General features: G+C 71.2%; 19 protein-coding genes and 1 pseudogene. 3 read left to right on the top strand and 17 right to left on the bottom strand.

Annotated elements, in window-relative coordinates; genetic code table 11:
- Positions 1-148: 148 nt before the first annotated feature.
- Positions 149-1,411 (bottom strand): histidine--tRNA ligase, encoded by a 1,263-nt coding sequence (gene hisS / locus OF819_RS24645; protein ID WP_267245820.1) that lies wholly within the window; start codon positions 1,409-1,411, stop codon positions 149-151.
- A 14-nt stretch (positions 1,412-1,425) separates the two neighbouring features.
- The gene (locus OF819_RS24640) at positions 1,426-2,133 is read right to left on the bottom strand and encodes an MBL fold metallo-hydrolase (RefSeq protein WP_267245819.1); all 708 of its coding nucleotides are present in this window, start codon (positions 2,131-2,133) and stop codon (positions 1,426-1,428) included.
- 176 nt (positions 2,134-2,309) lie between these two features.
- Here OF819_RS24640 and OF819_RS24635 point away from each other — a divergent pair, with 176 nt between their 5' ends.
- Positions 2,310-3,110, top strand: a complete 801-nt coding sequence (locus OF819_RS24635; RefSeq protein ID WP_267245818.1) for a peptidylprolyl isomerase — start codon at positions 2,310-2,312, stop codon at positions 3,108-3,110.
- Positions 3,111-3,286: 176 nt separating this feature from the next.
- Positions 3,287-4,516, top strand: coding sequence for a DUF349 domain-containing protein (locus tag OF819_RS24630; RefSeq protein WP_267245817.1), 1,230 nt, complete (start codon positions 3,287-3,289; stop codon positions 4,514-4,516).
- 128 nt (positions 4,517-4,644) lie between these two features.
- On the opposite strand, the gene OF819_RS24625 is transcribed toward OF819_RS24630, so the two are convergent.
- From OF819_RS24625 to pgsA, 15 genes and pseudogenes are all read right to left on the bottom strand, one after another.
- Complete coding sequence (locus tag OF819_RS24625; RefSeq protein WP_267245816.1) at positions 4,645-7,173, bottom strand: RelA/SpoT family protein; 2,529 nt, start codon at positions 7,171-7,173, stop codon at positions 4,645-4,647.
- Positions 7,174-7,343: 170 nt separating this feature from the next.
- On the bottom strand, positions 7,344-7,907 hold the full coding sequence (locus OF819_RS24620; protein WP_267245815.1) for an adenine phosphoribosyltransferase: 564 nt from the start codon (positions 7,905-7,907) through the stop codon (positions 7,344-7,346).
- Positions 7,904-8,983: a protein translocase subunit SecF gene (gene secF, locus OF819_RS24615; protein ID WP_267245814.1), complete on the bottom strand. Its 1,080-nt coding sequence runs from the start codon at positions 8,981-8,983 to the stop codon at positions 7,904-7,906. Before secF ends, OF819_RS24620 begins: the two co-directional genes overlap by 4 nt.
- A 1-nt stretch (position 8,984) precedes the next feature.
- Positions 8,985-10,799 carry a protein translocase subunit SecD gene (gene secD, locus OF819_RS24610; RefSeq protein WP_267245813.1) on the bottom strand — a complete coding sequence of 605 codons (1,815 nt, stop codon included), beginning with the start codon at positions 10,797-10,799 and terminating at the stop codon, positions 8,985-8,987.
- Between the two features lie 147 nt (positions 10,800-10,946).
- The gene (gene yajC / locus OF819_RS24605) at positions 10,947-11,459 is read right to left on the bottom strand and encodes a preprotein translocase subunit YajC (RefSeq protein ID WP_267245812.1); all 513 of its coding nucleotides are present in this window, start codon (positions 11,457-11,459) and stop codon (positions 10,947-10,949) included.
- Positions 11,460-11,623: 164 nt separating this feature from the next.
- The gene (gene ruvB, locus OF819_RS24600; protein ID WP_267245811.1) at positions 11,624-12,715 is read right to left on the bottom strand and encodes a Holliday junction branch migration DNA helicase RuvB; all 1,092 of its coding nucleotides are present in this window, start codon (positions 12,713-12,715) and stop codon (positions 11,624-11,626) included.
- Positions 12,716-12,722: 7 nt separating this feature from the next.
- Positions 12,723-13,340: a Holliday junction branch migration protein RuvA gene (gene ruvA, locus OF819_RS24595; protein WP_267245810.1), complete on the bottom strand. Its 618-nt coding sequence runs from the start codon at positions 13,338-13,340 to the stop codon at positions 12,723-12,725.
- Positions 13,341-14,383: 1,043 nt separating this feature from the next.
- Positions 14,384-14,944 (bottom strand): annotated as a pseudogene (gene ruvC / locus OF819_RS24590) (crossover junction endodeoxyribonuclease RuvC); the annotation flags it as partial.
- A 124-nt stretch (positions 14,945-15,068) separates the two neighbouring features.
- Positions 15,069-15,821 carry a YebC/PmpR family DNA-binding transcriptional regulator gene (locus OF819_RS24585; protein WP_267245809.1) on the bottom strand — a complete coding sequence of 251 codons (753 nt, stop codon included), beginning with the start codon at positions 15,819-15,821 and terminating at the stop codon, positions 15,069-15,071.
- Positions 15,822-15,883: 62 nt separating this feature from the next.
- Positions 15,884-16,474: a pyridoxal 5'-phosphate synthase glutaminase subunit PdxT gene (gene pdxT / locus OF819_RS24580; RefSeq protein WP_267245808.1), complete on the bottom strand. Its 591-nt coding sequence runs from the start codon at positions 16,472-16,474 to the stop codon at positions 15,884-15,886.
- Positions 16,475-16,480: 6 nt separating this feature from the next.
- Positions 16,481-17,401, bottom strand: coding sequence for a pyridoxal 5'-phosphate synthase lyase subunit PdxS (gene pdxS / locus OF819_RS24575; RefSeq protein WP_267245807.1), 921 nt, complete (start codon positions 17,399-17,401; stop codon positions 16,481-16,483).
- 108 nt (positions 17,402-17,509) lie between these two features.
- Positions 17,510-18,052: a hypothetical protein gene (locus OF819_RS24570; RefSeq protein WP_267245806.1), complete on the bottom strand. Its 543-nt coding sequence runs from the start codon at positions 18,050-18,052 to the stop codon at positions 17,510-17,512.
- 859 nt (positions 18,053-18,911) lie between these two features.
- Complete coding sequence (locus OF819_RS24565; protein ID WP_267245805.1) at positions 18,912-20,072, bottom strand: glycosyltransferase family 4 protein; 1,161 nt, start codon at positions 20,070-20,072, stop codon at positions 18,912-18,914.
- Positions 20,069-21,052: a phosphatidylinositol mannoside acyltransferase gene (locus tag OF819_RS24560; RefSeq protein WP_267245804.1), complete on the bottom strand. Its 984-nt coding sequence runs from the start codon at positions 21,050-21,052 to the stop codon at positions 20,069-20,071. Before OF819_RS24560 ends, OF819_RS24565 begins: the two co-directional genes overlap by 4 nt.
- Positions 21,049-21,726 (bottom strand): phosphatidylinositol phosphate synthase, encoded by a 678-nt coding sequence (gene pgsA, locus OF819_RS24555; RefSeq protein WP_267245803.1) that lies wholly within the window; start codon positions 21,724-21,726, stop codon positions 21,049-21,051. Before pgsA ends, OF819_RS24560 begins: the two co-directional genes overlap by 4 nt.
- Positions 21,727-21,961: 235 nt before the next feature.
- Here pgsA and OF819_RS24550 point away from each other — a divergent pair, with 235 nt between their 5' ends.
- Positions 21,962-24,169, top strand: a complete 2,208-nt coding sequence (locus OF819_RS24550; RefSeq protein WP_267245802.1) for an elongation factor G-like protein EF-G2 — start codon at positions 21,962-21,964, stop codon at positions 24,167-24,169.
- The last annotated feature ends 164 nt before the right edge of the window (positions 24,170-24,333 follow it).

Below are 24,333 nucleotides of genomic sequence, written 5' to 3'. Positions count from 1 at the left end.
TCTCCGGCGCTTGAGGAGAAAGGGGGCGGGGGCGGAGCCCTAGCAGGGGGGAGTCAGCTCGCGGCCGCCTCCTCCGGGCCGCCGCCCGGTGGGCGCAACGCCCCGGACCGATCCCGTGCCGGTCCAGGGCGTCAGCTGACGGGTGGCGTCAGGCCAGGCGTGAGGTGAGCTTCTCCACGATCGCGTCGAGGGCGACGGGCTCCTGCTCGCCGGACTCCATGTCCTTGAGCTGGACGACTCCCTCGGCCAGGTCGCGTTCGCCGGCCACGACGGCGTACCGCGCCCCGCTGCGGTTGGCGGCTTTCATCGCGCCCTTGAGGCCCCTGCCGCCGAAGGCGAAGTCCGTGGCGACGCCCGCCTTGCGCAGCCGGGTCACCACGTCGAACAGCACGCGCCGCGCCTCGTCGCCGAGCGGCACGGCGAACACGCTCGTGGCAGCGGGCAGATCCAGGGTGATGCCCTCCGCCTCCAGCGCCAGGACCGTGCGGTCGACGCCGAGCGCCCAGCCGACGGACGGCAGCGCGGGGCCGCCGATCATCTCGGAGAGGCCGTCGTAGCGGCCGCCGCCGCCCACCGCGGACTGCGAGCCGAGGCCGTCGTGGACGAACTCGAACGTGGTGCGCGTGTAGTAGTCGAGACCACGCACCAGCTTCTCGTCGTCCTCGAAGGCCACACCCGCCGCGGTGAGCAGCTCCCGCACCTGGGCGTGGTAGTCCCGGCACGCCCCGCACAGGGAGTCGCGCAGCAGCGGCGCGCCCACGAGCTGCTTCTGCACCTCGGCGCGCTTGTCGTCGAGGACCCGCAGCGGGTTGATCTCGACCCGCCGCCGGGTGTCCTCGTCCAGGTCGAGCCCGCGCAGGAAGTCCTGGAGCGCCTCGCGGTAGACGGGGCGGCACTCCTTGTCGCCGAGCGAGTTGAGCAGGATGCGGAAGCGGCTCAGGCCCAGGGAGCGGTACGCCTGGTCGGCCAGGATGATCAGCTCGGCGTCGAGGACCGGGTCTTCCGCGCCGATCGCCTCCGCGCCGACCTGTGAGAAGTGGCGGTAGCGGCCCTTCTGGGGGCGCTCGTAGCGGTAGTACGAGCCCGAGTACCAGAGCTTGACCGGCAGATTGCCGGCCTTGTGGAGGTTGGCCTCCAGTGCGGCGCGCAGCACGGAGGCGGTGCCTTCGGGGCGCAGCGCCAGCTTGTCGCCGCCCTTGGTCTCGAAGGCGTACATCTCCTTGGTGACGATGTCGGTGGATTCGCCGACGCCGCGCGCGAACAGTTCGACGTTCTCGAATCCGGGCGTCTCGACATAGCCGTAGCCCGCGTTCCGCAGCGGCGCGGAGATGGCCTCGCGCACGGCGAGATAGGTCGCGGAGGACGGCGGAAGCAGATCGTAGGTGCCCTTGGGGGCCTGGAAGGTGCTCACGTGGAAGTCTCTCGTCACATTCCTCGTCGGGGAGCGGCGGCGCTCCCAAGGCCGGCGGCGACGTCCCGAAGGTACGGGTTGGTCGCACGCTCGCGGCCGATGGTCGTCTGGGGGCCGTGGCCGGACAGCACCACGGTCGAGTCGTCGAGCGGCAGGCACACCCGTGCCAGCGACTCAAGGATCTCGGCGTGGTCGCCGCCGGGCAGGTCCGTGCGTCCGATGGAGCCGGCGAAGAGCAGATCGCCCGAGAAGAAGACCGACGGGATGTCCGCCGTCTCGGGCATCTGGAAGGTCACCGACCCCTTGGTATGACCGGGCGCATGGGCGACGGAGAAGTCCAGCCCCGCGAGGCTCAGCGTCGCGCCGTCGGCGAGCTCCTGGACGTCGTCCGGCTCCCCCACGGTCAGCTCGCCCATGAGCGGCATGCCGATGGAGCGGCCGAGCGCCTTTTCCGGGTCGCTCATCATGTAGCGGTCGGCGGGGTGGATCCACGCGGGCACGTCGTGCGCGCCGCACACCGGGACGACGGAGGCGACATGGTCGATATGGCCATGGGTGAGCACGACGGCGACGGGCTTGAGCCGATGCTTCTTCAGCGCTTCTTCGACTCCCTGGGCCGCCTGGTGGCCCGGGTCGATGATCACGCACTCCTCGCCTGCGGCCGGGGCGACCAGATAGCAGTTGGTCCCCCAGGCCCCGGCGGGGAACCCGGCAATAAGCACATTCGTCCTTCGCTTGTCGTCCGACAGGAATGCCGCAAGCCCTGGCAAGCCCTGTTGACGATTGGATTGCAACAGCTCAGAGCCTACCGGCGGTGCTCGTCGCACAGCCAACCCGTATACGGTACGGGCACAGTCAGCCGGACAGACCACTCATCGCAGGAGAAGGAGAACACCCGGTGGCCAGCAGCGACCAGCGGCGGCGGGAGCTCGCCCGGAAGAAGTTCGAGCGCCAGCAGCAGCGGCGGGAGGAAGCCCGCAAGAAGGCCAGGCGGCGCAATGCGGCGATCGCGTCCGCCCTGGGCGTGGTGCTGATCGGCGGCGCGGTCGCCGCCGGCGCGGGATGGCTCTCCGGGGACGGCAACAAGGACAAGGAGAGCGTCGCCGACGCCGCGGGCAGCACTCCGTCGCCGGAGCCCACGGCTGCCGAGAGCAGCTCGCCCGCGCCGGAGATGACCATCGACAAGAAGGCGAAGTACACCTTCTCGATCGAGACGAACGAGGGCGCCATCTCGATCGCGATGGACGCGGCGAAGACCCCGCACACAGTCAACTCGTTCAAGACCCTCGCAGACAAAGGTTTCTTCAATGGCACGAAGTGCCACCGGCTGACCACGCAGGGCATCTACGTGCTGCAGTGCGGCGACCCCAAGGGCGACGGGACGGGCGGCCCCGGCTACACGATCCCCGACGAGAACCTGGACGCGCTGGGCAAGGCGGGCGAGGACGGGCAGGTCACCTACCCGGCGGGCACGGTCGCGATGGCCAACACGGGCGCCCCGGACTCCGGCGGCAGCCAGTTCTTCCTGGTCTACAAGGACAGCAAGCTGACGCCCACGTACACGCCGTTCGGCACGATGGACAAAGACGGGCTGAAGCTCGTGCAGGACGTGGCGAAGGCCGGAGTCGAGGGCGGAGCGTCCGACGGCGCCCCGAAGAAGCCCGTCACCATGGAGAAGGCCACCGTCCCCAAGGTGTGAGAGAAGGGAATTTCGGTCGCGCTGACTGCGGACAGCCGGGCGGCCGGTCGCCTAGATTGGCGTTGTGCAGCGTGGTCTGGAACCACGCTGCGGAGGGCGGGCGAGGCCCGTTCCGGGAAACTGTGGACGATGCCCGGGGGTGGACCCCCTCGCAGGCATCAGGTTGAGGAGGCGCTGTGAGCAGCGACCCGTGGGGCCGCGTCGACGAGACGGGCACCGTGTACGTGCGTACTGCCGAGGGCGAGAAGGTCGTCGGATCGTGGCAGGCGGGATCTCCCGAGGAGGCCCTGGCCTATTTCGAGCGCAAGTACGAGGGCTTGGTGGTCGAGATCGGCCTCCTCGAGCGGCGGGTGAAGACCACCGATCTGTCGGCCAAGGACGCCATGACGGCCATCGGCCATCTGCGCCAGCAGGTGGACGAGCACCATGCGGTGGGCGACCTGGAGGCGCTGGGCAAGCGCCTTGACGCACTGGTCGAGGCGGTGGAGAAGCGGCGCGAGGAGCGCAAGGCGCAGAAGGCCAAGCAGCACGACGAGGCCAGGAAGGCCAAGGAGGCGCTGGTCGCGGAGGCCGAGGAGCTCGCGCAGAGCGAGCAGTGGCGGGCCGCGGGCGAGCGGCTGCGAAGCCTGGTGGACACCTGGAAGGGGCTGCCGCGGCTGGACCGCAAGTCCGACGACGAGCTGTGGCACCGCTTCTCGCACGCCCGCTCGGCGTTCTCCAAGCGCCGCAAGGCCCACTTCGCCGCGCTGGACGCGCAGCGCGAGGAGGCGCGCAAGGCGAAGGAGAAGCTGGTCGCGGAGGCGGAGGCGCTGTCCAGCTCCACCGACTGGGGCGGCACGTCGGCCCGCTACCGCGAGCTGATGGCCCAGTGGAAGGCGGCGGGCCGGGCGCAGCGCGAGGCGGAAGAGGATCTGTGGAACCGCTTCCGGGGCGCGCAGGACGTCTTCTTCGCGGCGCGCAGCGGGGTCTTCGCCGAGCGTGACGCCGAGCAGTCCGAGAACCTCAAGCTGAAGGAGGAGCTGGCCGCCGAGGCGGAGAAGCTGCTGCCGGTGACGGATCTGAAGGCCGCGCGTGCGGCTTTCCGGTCGGTCAATGAGCGCTGGGAGGCCATCGGCCATGTCCCGCGCGACGCCCGTCCCAAGGTCGAGGGCCGTCTGCACGCCGTGGAGCGCGCCCTGCAGGAGGCCGAGGAGAAGGAGTGGCGGCGGACAAACCCGGAGGCGCGGGCCCGCGCCGAGGGTCTGACCGGCCAGCTCCAGGCCGCGGTGGACAAGCTCCGCGAGCAGATCGACACGGCGCGGGCGGCGGGCAACAACGCGAAGGCCGACAAGCTGTCGAAGGAGCTGGAGGGCCGCCAGGCGCTTCTGGACCAGGCGCTGAAGGGCCTGGAGGAGTTCGGCGGCTGAGGTTTCTCGGGGGCTCCGCCCCCGAGACCCCGGTGCTCAAACGCCGGACGGGCTGGTCTTGACCACCCGTCCGGCGTTTTGCGCACCCGGCACACCTGGGGCCCTGGCGGCACGAAGCCCCCTGAAGCCTACGGCCGCCTCGCCGACGTCACCCGGTACACGTCGTACACCCCTTCCACTCCCCGTACCGCCTTCAGCACATGCCCGAGGTGCTTGGGGTCCCCCATCTCGAAGGTGAAGCGCGACGTGGCCACTCTGTCCCGCGATGTCTGCACGGCCGCGGAGAGGATGTTGACGTGCTGGTCGGACAGTACGCGTGTGACGTCCGACAGCAGCCGGGAGCGGTCCAGAGCCTCGACCTGGATGGCTACCAGGAAGACCGACGACTGCGTCGGGGCCCATTCGACGTCGAGAATCCGCTCGGGCTGCTGCGACAGCGAGTCCACGTTCACACAGTCCGCCCGGTGGACGGAGACCCCGCTGCCGCGGGTGACGAAGCCGATGATCGGGTCGCCGGGCACGGGCGTGCAGCAGCGGGCCAGCTTGACCCAGACGTCCTCGACGCCCTTGACGACCACGCCCGGGTCCGCGCTGGAGCGCCGCTTGGTGCGGCCGCGGGTGGGCGGGGCGGCCTCGGCGATGTCCTCGGTGGCGGCCTCCTCGCCGCCCAGCGCCTGCACCAGCTTCTGCACGATGGACTGGGCGGTGACATGGCCCTCGCCGATCGCCGCGTAGAGCGAGGAGATGTCGCTGTACCGCATCTCGTGCGCGAGCGTGACAAGCGAGTCTCCGGTGAGGATGCGCTGGATCGGCAGGTTCTGCTTGCGCATGGCCCGCGCGATCGCGTCCTTGCCCTGCTCGATGGCCTCGTCTCGCCGCTCCTTGGAGAACCAGGCGCGGATCTTGTTGCGGGCGCGCGGCGATTTGACGAAGCCGAGCCAGTCGCGGGACGGCCCCGCGCCTTCGGCCTTGGAGGTGAAGACCTCCACCAGGTCGCCGTTGTCGAGGGTCGATTCAAGCGGCACGAGCCGGCCGTTGACCCGTGCGCCTATCGTGCGATGGCCGACCTCGGTGTGCACCGCGTACGCGAAGTCAACGGGCGTCGCCCCGGCGGGCAGTGCTATGACGTCGCCCTTCGGGGTGAAGACGAAGACTTCGTTGCGGGAGAGGTCGAAGCGCAGCGACTCCAGGAACTCCGAGGGGTCCTCGGTCTCCTTCTGCCAGTCCAGCAGCTGCCGCAGCCACGCCATGTCGTTGACGGCGTCCTTGTCCTTGCCGGAACCTTTGGGCACATCGGTGCGGATCTTGGACGCTCCGGCGACCGCCTCCTGCTTGTACTTCCAGTGGGCGGCGATGCCGTACTCGGCGCGGCGGTGCATGTCGAAGGTGCGGATCTGCAGTTCGACGGGCTTGCCGTTGGGGCCGATCACCGTGGTGTGCAGCGACTGGTACATATTGAACTTCGGCATCGCGATGTAGTCCTTGAACCGGCCGGGGACCGGGTTCCATCGCGCATGGACGGTGCCGAGGGCGGCGTAGCAGTCGCGGACGGTGTCGACGAGGACGCGGATGCCGACCAGGTCATAGATCTCCGCGAAGTCCCGCCCGCGGACGATCATCTTCTGGTAGACGCTGTAGTAGTGCTTGGGGCGTCCGGTGACGGTGGCCTTGATGCGGGCGGCGCGCAGATCGGCCTGGACCTCGTCGGTCACTATGGCCAGATATTCGTCGCGTTTGGGGGCCCGCTCGGCGACGAGCCGGACGATCTCGTCGTACATCTTGGGGTAGAGGATCGCGAAGGCGAGGTCCTCCAGCTCCCATTTGATGGTGTTCATGCCCAGCCGGTGGGCCAGCGGGGCGTAGATTTCCAGGGTCTCGCGGGCCTTCTTCTCCTGCTTCTCCCGCTTGAGGTAGCGCATGGTGCGCATGTTGTGCAGCCGGTCGGCGAGCTTGATGACCAGGACGCGCGGGTCCTTGGCCATGGCGACGACCATCTTGCGCACGGTCTCGGCCTGTGCGGCCTCGCCGAACTTGACCTTGTCCAGCTTGGTGACGCCGTCGACGAGGAGGGCGACCTGGTCGCCGAAGTCACGGCGGAGCGTGTCGAGGCCGTACTCGGTGTCCTCGACGGTGTCATGCAGCAGCCCGGCCATCAGGGTCGCCGGGTCCATGCCAAGCTCGGCGAGGATCGTGGTGACGGCCAGCGGATGGGTGATGTACGGGTCGCCGCTCTTGCGCTTCTGACCGCGGTGCCAGCGCTCGGCGACCTGGTAGGCGCGCTCGATCTGGCGGAGCGTGGAGGTCTCGATCTTGGGGTCGTTGCTGCGGACGATGCGCAGCAGCGGTTCGAGGACCGGGTTGTACGGGGAGGAGCGCTGGACGCCCAGCCGGGCGAGGCGGGCTCGCACCCGGTTGGAGGAGCCGCCGGACCGGGTGGTGGCGGGCGGGGGCGCGGGCCGGCTGACCGGTGCGGTCCCGGCCGGGGGCGTCGGCTTGGGCGCGGAGAGCGGGGGGAGAGGCTGGGCGCGTTCGGGCGGGGCCGGTGCGGGCTTCGCGGCCTTCGCGGCCGGCTGGTTCCTGGGCGTGACAGGGGCTGCCGCGGCCCTCTCGGCCTGCTGGTCGGGCTGCGCGGCTGCGGACTGGGCCTCGTCTGGCAAGAGCGCTCCTCGTGCGGTTCCGGGTCCCCCGGTCAGGCTCCGGAACAGCCATGGTATCGACCTCGGGCGTCTCTCTCGCCTCGGGACCGGAGGGCAGACACAACGCACGACGGGCGCCTGGGTGTTCCCAGACGCCCGTCCAGATCCGGCGACGGTGGTTCCGCCGCAGGTCAGAGCGTGATCAGAGCCTCCAGCGGGGCCCCGCGCAGCGCGGTCTGCAGCCTGGCACGCCCGCCGAGGAATCCAAGCTCCATGAGCACCGCGACCCCGGCTACCTCGGCCCCGGAACGGCGGATCAGCTCCAGCGACGCCTCGGCGGTGCCGCCGGTGGCCAGAACGTCGTCGATGACCATGACCCGGTCACCCGCGGCCAGGTCCTCGGCGTGCACCTCGATCTCGGCCGTGCCGTACTCCAGCTCGTACGCCTGGGACAGGGTGGCTCCGGGGAGCTTGCCCGCCTTGCGTACGGGGATGAAGCCCAGACCCGCGCGCACCGCGACGGGTGCGCCGAGGATGAAGCCGCGCGCCTCCAAGCCGACGATCTTCGTCGCCTGGTGCCGGGCGCACAGCTCGGCCAGCGCGCCGGTCAGGGCGGTGAACGCCGCCGGATCCGCCAGCAGCGGGGTGATGTCCTTGAACAGCACTCCCGGCTTTGGATAGTCCGGCACATCCCGGATGCGGCTGAGCAGCAGCTCCCGCGGTGAGCCGGCCGGGTCCTGCGGCACGGCGGTCATGAGCGCTTCCGTGCGGTGCGGCCGGCCTTGCGCTGGCCGACGACCGCTCCGGCGGGCACGGCGTCCTCGGGGGTCTCCGTGCCGTCATCGCCCTCGGCGTCCGCTGCATCGCTCTTGGCCCGCTTGGCGAGCACCCGCTTCTTCAGCGCCTTCATCTGCGGGTCGCGTTCCTTGAAGTCGGCGACCAGCGGTGTGGCGATGAAGATCGAGGAGTACGCGCCGGCGGCAAGGCCGACGAAGAGGGAGAGCGAGATGTCGTTGAGCATGCCGGCACCGAGGACGCCGCCGCCGATGAACAGCAGGCCGGCGACCGGGAGCAGCGCCACGACGGTGGTGTTGATCGAGCGGACCAGAGTGGCGTTCAGGCTGCGGTTGGCGATCTCGCTGTAGGTCCAGCGGCTCTGCTTGGTGATCCCCCGGGCCCCTTCCTTGAGACCGTCGAAGACGACGACGGTGTCATAGAGGGAGTAGCCGAGGATCGTGAGCAGACCGATCACGGTGCCGGGCGTGACCTCGAATCCGACGAGCGAGTAGACGCCGACGGTGATAGTGAGGTCGTGGATCAGGGCGATCAGCGCGGCAAGCGCCATGCGCCACTCGAAGGCGATCGCCAGATAGAGCACCACGAGGATCATGAAGACGGCGAGGCCGGTCCATGCCTTGTTGGCGATCTGGGCGCCCCAGCTCGGTCCGACCAGCTCCGCGTTGATCTTCTCCGCGGGGACCTTGAGGTCGTCGGCGAGTTCCTGCTTGACCCGGTCGGCCTGCTGGGTGTCCAGCTCGGCGACCTGGATGCGGAGGCTGCCGTTGCCGAGCTTCTGGACGATCGCCTCATGGCCGGAGGCCTCGGTGGCGGCTTCCTGGGCGTGGGAGACGGAGGCGGTGGTCTTCGGGGTGGTGAAGACCGCGCCGCCCTCGAACTCGATGCCCATGTTCAGACCGCGCACCGCCAGGCCGACGATGGCCGTGATGGTGATCAGGATCGAGATCCCGTACCAGAGCTTCCGCTTGGCGACGAAGTCATAGCCGACCTCGCCGTTGTAGAGACGGGCGCCGAGGGTGCCGAGTCGCGACATCTCACGCCTCCTTCGGGTCGACGGTGGCGGGAGCGGTGCGACGGGACCGGCGCAGCGGGGGCTTGGCGCCGAGCCGCTTCGGGTCCAGCCCGGACCAGGGGTGGCCGTTCGCGAAGAACTTCTTCCGCGCCAGGATCGTCATGATCGGCTTGGTGAAGAGGAAGACGACGACCACATCGAGCAGCGTGGTCAGTCCGAGTGTGAACGCGAAGCCCTGCACCTTGCCGACGGTGACGACGAACAGCACCGCGGCGGCCAGGAAGGACACAAAGTCGGAGACCAGGATCGTGCGCCGGGCGCGCGGCCAGGCACGCTCGACGGCCGGGCGGAGGGTGCGTCCCTCGCGGATCTCGTCCCGGATGCGTTCGAAGTACACGATGAACGAGTCGGCGGTGATGCCGATCGCGACGATGGCGCCGCAGACGGCCGGCAGGTTCAGCGCGAAGCCGATGCCGGGCCCGAGCAGAGCCATGATCGTGTAGGTCAGGACCGCGGAGACCATGAGGCTGAGGATCGCGATCAGCGACAGGCCGCGGTAGTAGACCAGCAGGTAGATCACCACAAGGGCGAGGCCGATGGCGCCGGCGATCAGACCGGCCCGGAGCTGGTCGCCGCCGAGGGCGGCGGTGACGGTGGTGACGCTCTGCTCCTCGAAGGAGAGCGGCAGGGCGCCGTAGGACAGGATGTTGCCCAGTTCCTTGGCGGATTCCTGGTCGAAGCTGCCGGTGATCTCGGCGCTGGCGCTGAGCGTGGTGTTCACCTGCGGCGCGGAGGCCACCTCGCCGTCGAGGACGATGGCGAACTGGTTCTGCGGGGACGGCTGCTGCGAGAGGCGGCTGGTGATCGTCTGGAACTTCTTGGAGCCGCTGTCGGTGAACTCCATCTGGACGAGCCAGATGCCTCGCTGCTGGTCAAAGGCGCCCTGGGCGTCGTCGACGTCCTTGCCCTCGACCTCGGCCGGGCCAAGGATGTACTTCAGCCAGACGCCGTCCTGCTCACCGCAGGCGAGGATGTAGTCGCTGGGCTTGACGCCGTCCCCGAGGGTGCTGCGGACCTTCTCGTCGGTGCAGTCGAGCTTGGCGAAGCGGTCCTGGAGCTTGGCGATGGCGTCCGCGTCGCTGGTGGGCTTCTCCGACGGCTTGGGGTCCGCGGAAGGCTTTCCGTCCCCGGAGGCGGAGGCGCTCGGCGACGGCGTCTCGTCCTTCTTCAGGGCGTCGGTCACCGCACGGCCCTGGGTGGTGGCGGTCGCCGTGGGGGTCCCGGACGGCGAGGAGGCGGTGTCGCCCGCCGTCTCCTCGTCCTTCTTGCCGTCCTCCTTCTTGCCGTCCTCGGCCTTGTCGCCGGAGGACGCCGAGGGGCTGGGGGACGTCGAGGGGCTCGGGCTGGCCCCGGGGGCCTCGACGCCGCCGGCGGTGACGGAGAGCACCGGGCGGAAGTACAGCTGGGCGGTGGTGCCGACCTGCTTGCGGGCCGTCTCGGAGTCCGTGCCCCGCGGGATATTGACGATGATGTTGCGATCGCCCTGGGTCTGCACCTCGGCCTCGGAGACGCCCAGACCGTTGACACGGCGCTCGATGATGCCGACCGCCGTCTTCATATTGGTCTCGTTGACGGCGTCCTCTTTGCCGGGCTGGCTCTTGGCCTCAAGCGTGATGGTCGTACCGCCCGCCAGGTCGATGCCCAGACGCGGCGTGAGCTGACCCGCCCAGAACATGCCGCCTGTGAGCGCGACCATGGCGATCAGGATGAATGCCAGGGCGCGCCCCGGCTTCCCCTGCGCCCCCGCGGGCCTTCGGCCCCTGTTCGGTGCTGCCACCTTCTCGTTTCTCCCTGTCCAACCGCCCCGTGCCGGAATGTGTGCCGGGGCGGCCACGAAATCTTGTGGGGACCTGCCCCCGCAGACGTCAGCACGACCGGGGACCGCCGGGCGCCTGTGGGCAGCCCTGCGGTCCCCGGAACGCGGTTACTTCGCGTCGTCCGCCGCGTTGTCGCCGGCCTTGCCGTCCTTGGCGGCGGCGTCCTTGGAAACGGCCTCCCCTGCCGTCTCCTTCGCCTCGTCCGCCTCGTCGGCCGCATCGCCGTCGGCCTCCGGCTTCTTGCCGAGGTCGATCTTGGCGTCCTCCGACTTGTCCGCCACGTCGGTCAGCGAGGACGCGTCATCCGGCACGACCGTGCCGTCGGTCTTGAGGTCGTCGTCGCCGTGGACGATGCGGTTGTACTCATCGTCGGCGAGGACCGCGCCGATGGCGTTCTTCGCGTAGACGGCGTGCACGCCGGGGGCGACCTCAAGGAGGACCATGTCGGCGTGCACTTCCTTGACGGTGGCGTACATCCCCCCGATCGTCCGTACGCCGGTGCCGGGCTGCAACTGATCCCGCATGGCCGCAGCCTGCTGCTGCTTCTTCTTGGCGGAGCGGGTCATCAGGAACATGGCCCCGATGAGCACGATGAAGGGGAGGAGGGTCACGATATCCACGGGACGGAATTCCTTCGCACGACCGCGCTGGTGAGCGGCCTGATCTACGGGGGTGGGCGTGCCGACCTGGAAGGGCGGCATCGGCGGAGTCTAAGCGAGTCCGCATCAATGGAACAACGCCCAGCATCGCACCCTGGTTCCTGCCCGGGCGAGTCTCCTCGCCGTCACGTCCCGAACAGCCCCTGTTGTCCGCCTGCACCGGGGGACTGCTGAGGCGGTACGAGGCCGAGGTGGGCCCATGCGGCGGGGGTGGCGACCCGGCCGCGCGGGGTTCGGGCCAGCAGCCCCTCCCGTACCAGGAACGGCTCGGCCACCTCCTCCACCGTCTCGCGCTCCTCCCCCACGGCCACCGCCAGCGTCGACAGTCCCACCGGGCCCCCGGAAAAAAGGGTGAGCAGCGCGCTGAGCACGGCCCGGTCCAGCCGGTCGAGGCCGCGGGTGTCGACCTCGTAGACCCGCAGCGCGGCGGCGGCGATCTCCCGGGTGATCACGCCGTCGGCCTTCACCTGGGCGTAGTCGCGCACCCGGCGCAGCAGCCGGTTGGCGATACGGGGCGTGCCGCGGGAGCGCCCGGCGATCTCGGCCGCGCCGTCCCCTTCTATGGTCACGTCGAGGAGCTGCGCCGAACGGTGAACGACCCGCTCCAGCTCCACGGGCTCGTAGAACTCCATATGCGCGGTGAAGCCGAAGCGGTCGCGCAGCGGCGGCGGCAGCAGTCCGGCCCGGGTGGTCGCGCCGACCAGGGTGAACGGGGGCAGCTCCAGGGGGATGGCGGTGGCCCCCGGCCCCTTGCCGACGATCACGTCGACGCGGAAGTCCTCCATCGCCATGTAGAGCATCTCCTCGGCGGGCCGGGACATGCGGTGGATCTCGTCGAGGAAGAGGACCTCGCCCTCCTGGAGGGAGGACAGGATCGCGGCGAGATCGCCGGCGTGCTGGATGGCGGGGCCCGAGGTGATCCGTATCGGGGCGTTCATCTCCGCCGCGATGATCATGGAGAGGGTGGTCTTGCCGAGGCCGGGCGCGCCCGACAACAGCACATGGTCGGCGGTGGCGCCGCGGGCCAGGGCGGCCTTGAGGACCAGGTCGAGCTGTTCGCGGACCCGCTCCTGGCCGACGAACTCGTCGAGCGACTTGGGCCGCAGGGCGGCCTCGACCGCCTGGTCCTCGCCGTCGGCGGCGGCGCCGACGAGCCGGTCGGCGATGTGGTCGCCATCAGGGGCCTCGGCCGGGGCTGCCGTGTCGTCCCAGTTCACTGGATGATCACCTCGTGCGGTTCAGGGTCTGCAGGGCGGCCTTGAGGAGCCGGCCCACCTGCGGCTCGCCGCCCGCCTCCGCGGCCTGCGGGGTCACGGCCGCGACCGCCTCGTCCGCCTCGCGGGCGGCATAGCCGAGGCCGATGAGCGCGGCATGGAGCTGGTCGCGCCAGGACGCGGCGGCCGCCGCGGGGGCGTTCTGCCGGCCGATGTGCGCGCCGGCGGGCTCGCCGAGCCGGTCCTTCAGCTCAAGCAGCAGCTTCTGCGCGCCCTTCTTCCCGATCCCGGGCACGGCCGTCAGGGCCTTCTCGTCGCCGGTCGTCACGGCCAGCCGCAGGGCGTCCGGGCGGTGGACGGCGAGCATCGCCTGGGCGAGCCGCGGCCCGACGCCGCTCGCTGTCTGGAGCAGCTCGAAGACCTGCCGCTCGTCGTCGTCGGCGAAGCCGTAGAGGGTGAGCGAGTCCTCCCGTACGACAAGGGACGTGGCGAGCCTGGCCTCCTGACCGACCCTCAGCTGCGAGAGCGTGTCGGGGGTGCACTGGACGGCCATGCCGACGCCGCCGACCTCGATCACCGCGGCGGTCGGCGCGAGGGCGGCCACGGGGCCGCGAACAAAGGCGATCATGCGGTATGGCCTTTCGCTGTGTGCGTGGTCGAGCTGGTAGACGCCGCTTGGCACCCGGGCGCGGGCCCGGACTCGCGCGCCGCGGCCGCGGGGGCCGCCCGACGCATGGACTCCCCGCCGGGCCCCGCCGCCTGCCGGGCGGCGACCGGGTCCAGCCCTTGCCGGGCACCCGCGGCAGCCGCCCCGCGGGCCGACACAGGCTGCCCCGCAGACCCGGGCGCGCCTGCGTCGGTCACCGCCTGCCGCGCAGCCGGGTGCGGCCTCTGGGCGGACGAGGCGGATTCCCCGGGACGCGCCTGCTGGTCGGCAGGCACGGCCCGACGCGGCGGCTCCCCGCCGGGCACCGGCCCCTGCCGGGCGGCCGGGTGCGGCCCATTGGCGGACGCGGCGGATTCCCCCACGGACCCACGCGCGCCTGCGGCGGCCACCGCCTGCCGCCCTCGTCGGGCATCCGCGGCGGACTCCCCGGAAAGCGACGCTTGCCCGGCGGGTGCCGACTGACACTCGGGCTCCCCGCCGGGCCCCGCCGCCTGCCGGGCGGCGACCGAGTTCTGCCCTTGCCGGGCAGCCGCGGCGGACTCCCCGCCGACTGCCGCCCTACGGGCCGACACGGGCTGCCCCGCAGGCCCGGACTCAACTCCGGTGACCGCCATCTGCCGCGCAGCCGAGTTCCGCCCTCGCTGGGCAGAGTCAGCGGCCTCTCCAGGACGCGACACCGGCCCGCCGGGCACCGGCCCCTGCCGGGCGGCCGGGTGCGGCCCATTGGCGGACGCGGCGGATTCCCCCACGGACCCACGCGCGCCTGCGGCGGCCACCGCCTGCCGCCCTCGTCGGGCATCCGCGGCGGACTCCCCGGGAGACGACGCCGGTCCGCCGGGGGCCGCCCGACGCGCGGGCTGCGCCGTCGGCCCGGTTTGCTCGATGGGTGACGGCTGCTGGACGGTGGTCGCGTTCCGGCGGTCGGGTGCCGTCGAACGTCCGGCGGCGGTCGGCGGACCAGCGGGAGGCGTCGCCTTCCGCACCGGCTCGGGCTCGCGGGGCGTCGCCGACCGGCCGGAAGACGCCTGCGTGGGCGCGGGGCGACGGGTCCGGGCCGTCTGGGCGGCGACGGCCTGTTGCAGTCGGTTCTGCGCGGGCGCCCGCCAGATATGGCAGATCGCGAGCGCGAGCGCGTCGGCCGCGTCCGCGGGCTTGGGCGGGGCGGCCAGCCGGAGCAGGCGGGTCACCATCTGGCCGATCTGCGCCTTGTCGGCGCGGCCGCTGCCGGTGACGGCGGCCTTGACCTCGCTGGGGGTGTGCAGCGCCACCGGCAGTCCACGGCGCGAGGCGCACAGCAGGGCGATGGCGCTGGCCTGGGCGGTGCCCATGACCGTGGCCACATTGTGCTGGCTGAACACCCGCTCCACCGCGACCACATCGGGCCGGTGCTCGTCCAGCCACTCCTCGATGCCGCGCTCGACGGCGACGAGACGGCTGCCGAGGTCCGCGTCGGCAGGGGTGCGTACGACGCCGACGCCGCGCATGGTCAGCGGGCGGCCGGCCACCCCCTCGACCACGCCGACGCCGCACCGGGTCAGCCCCGGGTCCACCCCGAGAACGCGCACGTGCCCCTCCCTTCGTCTGTTTGTGCAGGCTATCGCCCGGCACTGACAACGGACGGGCCGACGGGGGTGTGTCCCGTCGGCCCGTCCGTCATCGGCCTGTGCGGCTCCCGCGTATGACGCAGGGTCAGGCGTCCACCTTCGCCATGATGTCGTCGGCGACGTCGAAGTTGGCGAAGACGTTCTGCACGTCGTCGCTGTCCTCCAGCGCGTCGATCAGCTTGAAGATCTTCCGCGCGCCGTCCTCGTCCAGCTCGACCTGCATGGTCGGGACAAAGCTGGCCTCGGCCGACTCGTAGTCGATGCCGGCCTCCTGGAGCGCGGTGCGGACCGCGACCAGGTCGGTGGCCTCGCTGATGACCTCGAAGCTCTCACCGAGGTCATTGACCTCCTCGGCGCCCGCGTCGAGCACCGCGCCGAGCACATCGTCCTCGGTCAGCTCGCCCTTGGGCAGGACGACGACGCCCTTGCGGTTGAACAGGTACGACACCGAGCCCGGGTCGGCCATCGAACCGCCGTTGCGGGTCATCGCCACGCGGACGTCGGAGGCGGCGCGGTTGCGGTTGTCGGTGAGGCACTCGACCAGCACCGCGACGCCGTTCGGGCCGTAACCCTCGTACATGATCGTCTCATAGTCGACGCCGCCGCCCTCAAGGCCGCCGCCGCGCTTGACCGCCGAGTCGATGTTCTTGTTCGGAACCGACTGCTTCTTGGCCTTCTGGATGGCGTCGTACAGCGTCGGGTTGCCGTCCGGGTCGGCCCCGCCGGTGCGGGCCGCGACCTCGATGTTCTTGATCAGCTTCGCGAAGAGCTTGCCGCGCTTGGCGTCGATCACGGCCTTCTTGTGCTTCGTCGTAGCCCATTTAGAGTGGCCGGACATCTGCCTGTCTCCTTCGCGTTACCCAACCTGCTGTGTTCGCCAGAGATCCTACCGGGATGGGCTCAGCCCGCCGCGCGCACCATCTCTGCGAACAGCGCGTGCAGCCGGTGGTCGCCGGTCAGCTCCGGGTGGAACGAGGTCGCCAGGACATTGCCCTGGCGCACGGCGACGATATGGCCGTCGTACTCGGCGAGCACCTCGGCCTGTGCGCCCACGGACTCCACCCACGGGGCGCGGATGAAGACGCCCTCGACCGGGCCGCCCGCGACGCCCGCGACCTCGACGGCCGCCTCGAAGGACTCGTTCTGCCGTCCGAAGGCGTTCCGGCGCACGATCATGTCGATGCCGCCGAAGGTCTCCTGGCCGGAGCGGGGGTCGAGGATCTTGTCCGCGAGCATGATCAGTCCGGCGCAGGTGCCGTAGACGGGCATGCCCGACCTAATGCGGGCGCGCAGCGGCTCCGCCACGCCGAACAGCGTGGCCAGCTTGGACATGGTGGTCGACTCACCGCCGGGTATCACCAGCGCGTCGACCTCGGCCAGCTCCTCGGGGCGTCTGACCGGCCTGGCCACGGCGTCCGCCGCGGCCAGGGCGATCAGATGCTCCCGGACATCGCCCTGGAGGGCCAGGACTCCGATGACGGGGGTGCTCATCGCTGCTTACCAGCCGCGGTTGGCGTAGCGCTCGGCCTCGGGCAGGGTGTCGCAGTTGATGCCCACCATGGCCTCGCCCAGGTTCCGCGACGCATCCGCGATGATCTTCGGGTCGTCGTAGAAGGTGGTGGCCTTCACGATCGCGGCGGCACGCTTGGCCGGGTCGCCGGACTTGAAGATGCCGGAGCCGACGAAAACGCCCTCGGCGCCCAGCTGGCGCATCAGCGCGGCGTCGGCCGGGGTGGCCACACCGCCCGCGGAGAACAGCACGACCGGCAGCTTGCCCAGCTCGGCGACCTCCTTGACCAGCTCGTACGGGGCGCGCAGCTCCTTGGCGGCGGCGTACAGCTCATGGTTGTCCAGGGCCCGCAGCTGGCCGATCTCGTTCTTGATCTGGCGCAGATGGCGGACGGCCTCCACGACGTTGCCGGTGCCGGCCTCGCCCTTGGAGCGGATCATCGCCGCGCCCTCGGCGATACGGCGCAGAGCCTCGCCCAGGTTGGTGGCGCCGCACACGAACGGGGTGGTGAAGGACCACTTGTCGGAGTGGTTGACCTCGTCGGCGGGGGTGAGCACCTCGGACTCGTCGATGTAGTCGACGCCGAGCGACTGCAGCACCTGCGCCTCGACGAAGTGACCGATCCGGGACTTGGCCATGACCGGGATCGACACGGCGTCGATGATGCCCTCGATCATGTCCGGGTCGGACATCCGGGCCACCCCGCCGTCCTTGCGGATGTCGGCCGGGACACGCTCCAGCGCCATGACGGCGACCGCGCCCGCGTCCTCGGCGATCTTGGCCTGCTCGGGGGTGACCACATCCATGATCACACCGCCCTTGAGCTGCTCGGCCATGCCGCGCTTGACGCGCGCGGTGCCAGTCGCCGGGGTGTCAGCGGCCTGCGAGGTGGTGGACTGCGTGGACACGGAAGACCTCACTCGATGAAGACGGTGTGTTGCCTCCCCGATGCAACATGTGCCTCCCAGTCCACGGCAAGGGCCAATGATGACCCGGTGGATCGTTTTACCCCCGCGTCAGGCGGCGCGGTCCGCGAGCGCGGCCGGGGGCTCGTCGTCCATCTCGAACGCCATCGGGAACGGGGCGTGGCCGGCGAGCCGGAACCAGCGGACCTTGCGGTGGCGGCGCAGTGCGCGGGCGGCGCGGACGGAGTCGTTGTGGAACCGGCGGGCCATGGGCACCCGGCGCACCGCCTGCGCCAGCTCACCCGCGGCCTCCTCGCCGCCGGGGACCTCACGGACCGCCTCCACCTGCTCCGGCTCGCCGAACACCGCCCGCAGCGCGGCGCTCAGCTCGCTCTCCGCGACTTCCCGCTGCTCCTCTTCCGCCTGGCGAGCGGCGTGCGCGGCTTCGTACAGCACGATCGACGCGGCGGGGTCGAGTACCCCGGAGGTGGCCAGCTCCTGGGTGACCGAGGCGCGCCGCAGCAGCTGCGCGTCGAGGGCGGCGCGGGCGGCGTCGATGCGGGCGTGCAGCCGGTCGAGCCGTCCGGCGGTCCAGCTGAGGTACAGGCCGATGGCCACGAGGGCGACGAAAATCCAGATCAGGGTTGCGGTCACGGCGGCCAAGGCTACCGGTGGGCCTGCGGCCCGCTTTCAGCCCCGGTCCCAGGTGCCCGGGGGCTTCCCGCCGCCCCTGGTCCCCGGGGCGCGGGCCCCCGCGGGGCGTGTCCCCAGCCCTGCCCTTCCCCCGTGCCCCCCGGGGGGCACAGGGCCCTCCCATCCCGTAACCGGGGGCAAGCCCCGGACCCCCTTCGGGCGGAGGGAGCGGGAAGCGGCCGCCCCCAGGGGCGGGGGCTCCGCGCCGCCGACCGCACATGCCCGCTCCTCCCGGTGCGAAGGCAGCGGGCCGACGCGTCCAGCTCTCTCCGGTCCCCTGGAGGAAGGGGCAGGCACCGCCTGCCCGGCCGTCGCAGGGGCCACTTCCCGACGCCCGCCCCAGCGTCGCGCGCGCCCGCTCCGGGGGGGTGGGTGTACGGCGGGTGGGGACGACCGGAGCCAGGACGGAGCTGAACTCGAGAGCCGGGCTCAGCCACAGAAGGCGCGCGGGGGCGAGCGGGCGCACCCGCGCAACGGACGCGGCCGTCGCAGGAAGCAGAGCAAGCCGTCGCCGCCGGGGCCGCTGCCCGCCGGCGGCGGTATGACCGGGCCTGCCCCAGCCGCCGGGCCGCCGCTGAGGGCGGGGCGCGGGCGGGACGCGCTCGGCGCGGCGCCGTCACGCCGCACCGTACGAGCACGCACGGCTGCCACCCGCGGCGGCCGGGCCGCAGGCACGGACCCAACACACCGGCCGGAACCGTCACCAGTGAAACGCGAACCGCCAGACACCACAGAGCTGCCGCCCGCGGCAGCCAGGCCGAGCCGCGCTCCTCCCCCCCCGAAGGGGGGCCGGGGGCACAGCCCCGGCCCGCCCGGAGGGTCAGTCGCGGGCCAGGCCGAATCGCGCGCGGAAACCCGTGCGTTCGTCCGCGGCGACCGACGCCGCGCCGTCCGTCACCGTCTCGTAGACCGCCAGGATGTCCGTGCCCACCGTCGACCAGTCGAAGCGCCGCACATGCGCGCTCCCCCGCTTCCGCAGCTCGGCGCGCCGGACTGGGTCGTGCAGCAGGGCGATCGCCGCGTCGGCCAGCGCGTCCGCGTCCTCGTTGGCGAAGAGCTCGCCGGCCGCACCCTGGTCGAGGACCTGGGCGAAGGCGTCGAGGTCCGCTGCGAGCACCGGCGCGCCCGCCGACATCGCCTCGACGAGGATGATGCCGAAGCTCTCCCCGCCGGTGTTGGGGGCCACATACACGTCCACGCTCCGCAGCAGCCGCGCCTTGTCCTCGTCGCTGACCATCCCGAGGAACTCCACCCGCTCCCGCATCTCACGCGGCAGCGTGGCGACGGCCTCCTCCTCGTCGCCGCGCCCCGCGACCAGCAGCCGGGCCCCCGGGCAGGCTTCGAGAATCCGCGGGAGGGCCTTCATCAGCACCGGCAGGCCCTTGCGGGGTTCGTCGATACGGCCGATGAAGCCGATCGTCTGCCCCTGCCACTCCGCCTTCGGCTCTGCCTTCTCGAAGAAGGCGACGTCCACTCCGTTCGGGATGACCACCGCGTCCCCGCCCAGATGCTCCACCAGCGTGCGCCGCGCGTACTCGCTGACCGCGATCCGCGCGCTGATCTTCTCCAGCGCGGGCTGGAGGATCGGATACGCCGCGATCATCGCGCGGGAGCGCGGGTTCGAGGTGTGGAAGGTGGCCACGATCGGACCCTGCGCCGCCCAGCAGCTCAGCAGCCCCAGCGACGGCGAGGCCGGTTCATGGATGTGGATGACGTCGAACGTCCCGGTCTGCAGCCAGCGCCGGACCCGCGCCGCTGACAGGAAGCCGAAGTTCAGCCGCGCGACCGACCCGTTGTACGGCACGGGCACCGCCCGGCCCGCCGAGACGACGTACGGCGGCAGCGGCGTGTCGTCGTCCGCGGGCGCCAGCACGGACACCTGGTGGCCGAGACGGATCAGATGCTCCGCGAGATCCCTGATGTGGAACTGGACGCCGCCCGGCACATCCCATGAGTACGGACACACGATGCCGATCTTCACAGCGACCCCTGTCCCCGGTCGGGATCGAGGTCCGCCAGCCACAGCCGCTGCAACATGTGCCAGTCCTCCGGATGGTCCGCGATGCCCGTGGCGAAGGCGTCCGCCAGCGCCTGCGTCATGACGGCCGTCTTCTCGCCTCGCGTACCCGTCTGGGGCACCTCGATGGGCGGATGCACCCGGCCGCGCATCACAGGCGGCTCGTCGTAGCAGAGCGTCGCCGGCAGCAGCAGCGCCCCTGTCTGCTGTGCCAGCATCGCAGGACCGGCCGGCATCCGCGCCGTGTCGCCGAAGAACTTCACCTCCACCCCGGACGCCGACAGATCGCGGTCCGCGACCAGGCACACCAGACCGCCCGCGCGCAGCCGCCGCGCCAGCGTCCCGAAGGCCGACCCTCCGGTGTGCGGCAGCACCTCCATGCCGAGGCTCTCGCGGTAGGCCACGAACCGGTCGTACAGCGACTCCGGCCGCAGCCGCTCGGCCACCGTCGTGAACGGGACGCCCAGGGTGCGCGTCACCCAGACACCGGCGAGATCCCAGTTCGCCAGGTGCGGCAGCGCCAGGATCACCCCGCGCCCGGCTGCCAGGCCGTCGGTCAGATAGTGCACGTCCTTCGGCTGGAAGGCGTCCCTGACCCGCTCCGCACTCCACGTGGGCAGCCGGAACGACTCCATCCAGTAGCGCATGTACGAGCGCATGCCGGCCTGCGACAGGGCGGCCAGCCGCGCCGGGCTCGCGTCGGGAACCACCCGCGCCAGATTGGACTCCAGACGCAGCACGCTCTTGCCGCGCCGCTTCCACGCGGTGTCGGCGATGCGCCGGCCCAGCCGGGCGGCCACGGGCTCCGGGAGCCTCTTGACCGTGCTCCAGCCGAGCCCGTACAGCGCGTCCACGATCCGCTCCTGCGCCGTCTGCCGCTCCCCGCGGTCTGTGCGCTCCCCGCGTGCCTCGCGTGCCCCGTGCTCCCCGTGGTTCTGCGTCATGTCGTCTCAGCCCCACTGTCCTGCGCGGCGTCCGCACCGGATTGCGCGTCCGCCTCGGCCGCCTCCCGGCGCACCGTCACCACGCGCTGCCCCAGCGTCACCAGCGAGCCCACGGCCACCAGCCACAACGCGATCGGCAGCAGCACGTCGATCCCGGGCACGCCGAACTTGTGCAGCCCCGCCAAGCCCGCCGCGACCAGCGAGATCACCAGCCGCTCGGCGCGCTCCACCAGGCCGTTCACCGCGACCGGCAGACCGATCGACTCACCGCGCGCCTTCGTGTACGACACGACCTGCCCGCTCGCCAGACAGAAAATGGCGACGGCACACAACACATTGTCGTCCCCCGCGCCCGCATACCAGAGCGCGAAGCCGCCGAAGATCGCCCCGTCCGCAACCCGGTCCAGCGTCGAGTCCAGGAACGCGCCCCAGCGGCTGGACACCCCCGCCTGCCGCGCCATGTTCCCGTCGACCAGATCCGAGAACACGAACAGCGTGATCACGACCGTGCCCCAGAAGAACTCGCCCCGGGGGAAGAAGACCAGCGCACCCGCCACCACCCCGGCGGTGCCGACCAGCGTGACCGCGTCGGGACTCACCCCCCGGCGGAGCAGAAACGCGGCGAACGGCGTGAGGACACGCGTGAAAAACGCACGCGCGTACTTGTTCAGCATGGCCTTCCCGAGGGTCGGTGGGCCGCATGGCCCCTTCGGCCACCGGCTGGCCCATCGTAGCCACGCCCCGCCCCCGCACCGCGCGCACCCGCCCCCACGGCGGCGTACGACGTATGGACGCACCATGGCCTGAGTGGAAAGCTCGAAAGACCACCGCGGGCATCGACGGAGCTGCACGCGGCTCCCGCGTCCCGCGCCCACACCTCACCGTGCACTGAGTCGGGAGGAACACATCATGGGCGACAAGACGAACACGCACCCCGGAGCCGCCGGCAGGGCTACAACGGCCGACCGGCCCGCCTCCGTACGGAATGTGGTGCTGGTCGGCCACAGCGGATCGGGAAAGACCACCCTGGTCGAAGCTCTCGCCCAGGCCACCGGGGCACTCAACCGCGCCGGGCGCGTCGAGGACGGCGCCACCGTCTCCGACTACGACGAGATCGAACACCGGCAGCAGCGCTCCGTACAGCTCTCCCTCGTCCCCCTCGAATGGGACGGCTACAAGATCAACCTACTCGACACCCCCGGATACGCCGACTTCGTCGGAGAGCTGAGGGCCGGTCTGCGAGCGGCGGACGCGGCCCTCTTCGTCGTCTCGGCCGCCCAGGAGGCCGACGCCGTCGCCGGCTCCTGCCGCGCCGTATGGGAGGAGTGCGCCGCCGTCGGCATGCCCCGCGCGATCGTGATCACCCACCTGGACACCGCACGCACCGACTACGAGGAACTCACCCGCGTCTGCGCCGAGATCTTCGGAGGCGACGACCCCGACGCCGTACTGCCCCTGTACCTCCCCCTGTACGGCCCCCAGCACGCCGACGGCCACGCGCCCGTCACCGGACTGATCGGACTGCTCTCCCAGAAGGTCTTCGACTACTCCTCCGGCGAACGCAAGGACACCCCGCCCGACGCCGAACAGACCACCGTCATCGAAGAGGCCCGCAACCGGCTCATCGAGGGGATCATCTCCGAGAGCGAGGACGAAACCCTCATGGACCGCTACCTCGGCGGCGAGGACATCGACCTCACCACCCTCATCGACGACCTCGAGAAGGCCGTCGCCCGCGGCGCCTTCCACCCCGTCCTCGCCGCCGCGCCCGCCGTCAACGGCGCCCGCCAGGGCCTGGGCACCATGGAACTCCTGGAGCTGATCACCCGGGGCTTCCCCACCCCCCTGGAGACCACTCCCCCGGCCGTCACGACCCCCGAAGGCAAGTCCCGCCCGCAGATCACCTGCGACCCGGACGGGCCCCTGGTCGCCGAAGTCGTCAAGACCGACTCCGACCCCTACGTCGGCCGCATCTCCCTCGTCCGCGTCTTCTCCGGCACCCTCCGGCCCGACGAGACCGTCCATATCTCCGGACACGGCCTCGCCGACCGCGGCCACGAAGACCACGACGTCGACGAACGGGTAGGCGCCCTCACCTCCCCCTTCGGCAAACAGCAGCGCACCATGGCCCACGCCATCGCGGGCGACCTGGCCTGTGTCGCCAAACTCAGCCGCGCCGAGACCGGAGACACCCTCTCCGCCAAGGACAACCCCCTGCTCATGGAGCCCTGGAGCATGCCCGACCCGCTGCTCCCGCTCGCCATCCAGGCCCACAGCAAAGCCGACGAGGACAAACTCTCCCAGGGGCTCGCACGGCTCGTCGCCGAAGACCCCACCATGCGCCTGGAACAGAACCAGGCCACCCACCAGGTCGTGCTCTGGTGCCTCGGCGAAGCCCACGCCGACGTCGCGCTCGAACGGCTCCGCAGCCGCTACGGCGTCCAGGTCGACGTCGTCCCCCACAAGGTGTCCCTGCGCGAGACCTTCGCCGCACCCGCCGCCGGACGCGGCCGCCATGTCAAACAGTCCGGCGGCCACGGCCAGTACGCCATCTGCGAGATCGACGTGGAACCCCTGGCCGCCGGCTCCGGCATCGAATTCGTCGACAAGGTCGTCGGCGGCGCCGTGCCCCGCCAGTTCATCCCCTCCGTGGAAAAAGGCGTACGCGCCCAGGCCGCACGCGGAGTCGCCGCCGGCTACCCCCTCGTTGACGTACGCATCACCCTGCGCGACGGCAAAGCCCACTCCGTCGACTCCTCGGACGCCGCCTTCCAGACCGCAGGCGCCCTTGCCCTCCGCGAAGCCGCCGCGGACTCCCGCATCGACCTGCTGGAACCGGTCGCCGAAGTCCAGGTCCTCGTCTCCGACGACTACGTCGGCTCCGTGATGAGCGATCTGTCCGGACGGCGCGGCCGCGTCGTCGGCACCGAACAGGCCGGGGGCGGCCGCACCCTCGTCCGCGCCGAAGTGCCGGAGCTGGAGATCGGCCGGTACGCCATCGACCTGCGCTCCATCTCCCACGGCACCGGCCAGTTCAGCCGCAGCTACGCCCGCCACGAGCCCATGCCCGCCCCACTCGCCGAGAAGCTCCGCGAACAAGCCGAGAACGGCTCATAGGCACGACATCGCGCGGCGACAGCGACACATGGCGGTACACAGCGGCCTGTAGCCGAAAGCCAGAAGACGCCCAAGACGCCGCAGCCCCGCCCCCGATAGGCTGGAGTGCCCAGCTCATCAGGTGTGCGGGGCACGGCAGTTGGGAAAAGGCCGAGATGCGACAG

The organism is Streptomyces sp. PR69 (assembly GCF_026420845.1).
In the GTDB taxonomy this organism is placed as follows: Bacteria; Actinomycetota; Actinomycetes; order Streptomycetales; family Streptomycetaceae; genus Streptomyces.
Note: the sequence above shows the minus strand (reverse complement) of the source record. Positions and strands in the feature narration are given on the sequence as shown.

What these genes read in the sequence shown, in the direction of transcription:
- OF819_RS24620 (WP_267245815.1), bottom strand. Translation starts at nt 7,907, where the DNA reads ATGACCGCCGTGCCGCAGGACCCGGCCGGCTCACCGCGGGAGCTGCTG.
- secF (WP_267245814.1), bottom strand. Translation starts at nt 8,983, where the DNA reads ATGTCGCGACTCGGCACCCTCGGCGCCCGTCTCTACAACGGCGAGGTC.
- ruvA (WP_267245810.1), bottom strand. Translation starts at nt 13,340, where the DNA reads ATGATCGCCTTTGTTCGCGGCCCCGTGGCCGCCCTCGCGCCGACCGCC.
- OF819_RS24585 (WP_267245809.1), bottom strand. Translation starts at nt 15,821, where the DNA reads ATGTCCGGCCACTCTAAATGGGCTACGACGAAGCACAAGAAGGCCGTG.
- pdxT (WP_267245808.1), bottom strand. Translation starts at nt 16,474, where the DNA reads ATGAGCACCCCCGTCATCGGAGTCCTGGCCCTCCAGGGCGATGTCCGG.
- OF819_RS24560 (WP_267245804.1), bottom strand. Translation starts at nt 21,052, where the DNA reads ATGACGCAGAACCACGGGGAGCACGGGGCACGCGAGGCACGCGGGGAG.
- pgsA (WP_267245803.1), bottom strand. Translation starts at nt 21,726, where the DNA reads ATGCTGAACAAGTACGCGCGTGCGTTTTTCACGCGTGTCCTCACGCCG.
- OF819_RS24550 (WP_267245802.1), top strand. Translation starts at nt 21,962, where the DNA reads ATGGGCGACAAGACGAACACGCACCCCGGAGCCGCCGGCAGGGCTACA.